General features: G+C 68.2%; 1 pseudogene. It reads left to right on the top strand.

The features are described from left to right. Nucleotides 1–616: pseudogene (glmU, locus tag AC4FS3_RS29055) on the top strand (bifunctional UDP-N-acetylglucosamine diphosphorylase/glucosamine-1-phosphate N-acetyltransferase GlmU); the annotation flags it as partial.

Genomic DNA, 616 nt, shown 5'->3' with positions numbered 1-616 from the left:
TGAGTTCTATCTCACCGACGCCGTCGACATTGCCCGGGGGCTCGGCCTGCGCGCCGCGGTGACCGTCGCCCCGGAATCGGAGGTAATGGGCGTCAACGACCGCGCCCAGCTCGCCGTGGCGGAGGCGGAAATCCAGCGGCGGCTGCGCCGGGCGGCCATGCTCGGCGGCGCCACGTTGCAGGACCCCGACAGCGTCTATTTCAGCGCCGACACCCGGCTTGGCCGCGACGTCACCGTGGAGCCGCATGTGGTGTTCGGCCCCGGCGTCACCGTGGAGGCCGGCGCGACCATCCATGCTTTCTCGCACCTGGAAGGCGCCATTGTCCGCGAGGGGGCCGATATCGGCCCCTATGCCCGCCTGCGTCCCGGAGCCGATATGGGCGCGCGAGCCCGTGTCGGCAGTTTTGTCGAGCTCAAGAACATGGTGATGGGCGCCGGCGCCAAGGCCAACCATCTGGCTTATCTGGGCGACGGCGTGGTCGGCGAGGGCGCCAACATCGGCGCCGGCACGATCTTCTGCAACTATGACGGTTTCGGCAAAGCAAAAACCGTGGTCGGCAAGGGCGCTTTTGTTGGCTCGAACTCATCCCTGGTCGCCCCGGTGACCCTGGGAGAC

The organism is Pseudogemmobacter sp. TB195 (assembly GCF_058313095.1).
This window is presented reverse-complemented; position numbering and strand designations above follow the sequence as displayed.